This is a genomic window from Acinetobacter sp. TY1 (assembly GCF_048551395.1).
Classification (GTDB): Bacteria; Pseudomonadota; Gammaproteobacteria; order Pseudomonadales; family Moraxellaceae; genus Acinetobacter.
On sequence record NZ_JBLYZK010000066.1, the window covers coordinates 1 to 2,386 of the forward strand.

Here is a 2,386-nt window from a genome sequence, read left to right on the forward strand (position 1 = left end):
ACAGAACCAGGCAATGAAGTTGTTGTGACTTTACCGAATGGCACAAAATTGCCACCTGTAATCGCGGATAAAGATGGCAAGTGGACTGTAACCACGGACATTCCATTGAACGATGGTGATGATATCGATGCGACAACGACCAACCAAGATGGTAATCCAATTGATGATGCGGTGTTATTACCACTGATTTCAATTGATGTTATTGCAGGCGATGACGTTGTAAATGAAAAAGAATTAATTGATCTTACAACAGATGGCTTGTTTACCATTACAGGAACAGTCAGCAATCCCAATGCTGATATCACGGTCACGTTTAACGGCAAAGAATATAAAATTCCTGCCAAAGATATTACGTCTGATGGTAAATGGTCACTTAAAGTTCCTGCGAATGAAATAGGTACGAGCAACAGCATTACAGCAGTTGCAAAAACAGATGTAGTAGAATCTGTACCAGCGATTCGTAATCCTGTTTTAGACAATGAGCCGCCAACGGTTCAAGTCAATATTAATGACAAAGGTGAGATTACGATTAAGTATGCACCTGACGTTGATCCATCAACAATTGATCCAAAAGAAATTGTGATCAAAGATGAAGATGGTAAACGCATTAAGGTTGAACTTACACCTTCAGAAGATGGCTTAACGTGGACGGGTAAATTTCCTACAGGTATTGATGGCAATGTCAGTGTGACGGTGCCTGACAACAGTTATGCTGATAAATCGGGTAACTTAGGCGGTCAAGGTATAGCAAATAAAGATGTTGATACCACACCACCACAAGTGACAGTAAAAGTAGACGAAGACGGTAACATTACGTTGACTTACCCAGATGATGTTGATCCTAATTCAATTACGACCGACAAAATCACAGTAAAAGATGAGGGTGGCAAAGACATCCCAGTAATCTTTGAAAAACAACCAGATGGTAGCTACACAGCACAAGTACCACCAGGTACAGATGGCACAGTGAAAGTCGAAGTCCCTGCAGGTTCATACGACGACTTAACAGGTAATCCTGGTTTAATTGGTAAGGGCGAAGGCCCGGTTGATACTACACCACCACAAGTGACAGTAAAAGTAGACGAAGACGGTAACATTACGTTGACCTACCCAGATGATGTTGATCCTAATTCAATTACGACCGACAAAATCACAGTAAAAGATGAGGGTGGCAAAGACATTCCAGTGATCTTTGAAAAACAACCGGATGGCAGCTACACAGCACAAGTACCACCAGGTACAGATGGCACAGTGAAAGTCGAAGTCCCTGCAGGTTCATACGACGACTTAACAGGTAACCCAGGCTTAATTGGCAAGGGTGAAGGCCCGGTTGATACCACACCACCACAAGTGACAGTAAAAGTAGACGAAGACGGTAACATTACGTTGACCTACCCAGATGATGTTGATCCTGATTCAATTACGACCGACAAAATCACGGTAAAAGATGAGAATGGCAAAGACATCCCAGTGATCTTTGAAAAACAACCGGATGGTAGCTACACAGCACAAGTACCACCAGGTACAGATGGCACAGTGAAAGTCGAAGTCCCTGTAGGTTCATACGATGACTTAACAGGTAACCCGGGCTTAATTGGCAAGGGAGAAGGCCCGGTTGATACCACACCACCACAAGTAACAGTAAAAGTAGACGAAGACGGTAACATTACGTTGACTTACCCAGATGATGTTGATCCTAATTCAATTACGACCGACAAAATCACAGTAAAAGATGAGGGTGGCAAAGACATCCCAGTAATCTTTGAAAAACAACCAGATGGTAGCTACACAGCACAAGTACCACCAGATACAGATGGCACAGTGAAAGTCGAAGTCCCTGCAGGTTCATACGACGACTTAACAGGTAACCCAGGCTTAATTGGCAAGGGTGAAGGCCCGGTTGATACCACACCACCACAAGTGACAGTAAAAGTAGACGAAGACGGTAACATTACGTTGACCTACCCAGATGATGTTGATCCTGATTCAATTACGACCGACAAAATCACGGTAAAAGATGAGAATGGCAAAGACATCCCGGTGATCTTTGAAAAACAACCGGATGGTAGCTACACAGCACAAGTACCACCAGGTACAGATGGCACAGTTAAAGTCGAAGTCCCTGCAGGTTCATACGATGACTTAACAGGTAACCCGGGCTTAATCGGCAAGGGAGAAGGCCCGGTTGATACCACACCACCACAAGTAACAGTAAAAGTAGACGAAGACGGTAACATTACGTTGACCTACCCAGATGATGTTGATCCTGATTCAATTACGACCGACAAAATCACGGTAAAAGATGAGGGTGGCAAAGACATCCCGGTGATCTTTGAAAAACAACCGGATGGTAGCTACACAGCACAAGTACCACCAGGTACAGATG

At 43.8% G+C, this 2,386-nt stretch carries 1 pseudogene; it reads left to right on the plus strand.

The annotated features are described in order from the left end of the window. Window positions 1-2,386, plus strand: a pseudogene (locus ACK2M2_RS16350) (hypothetical protein); the annotation flags it as partial.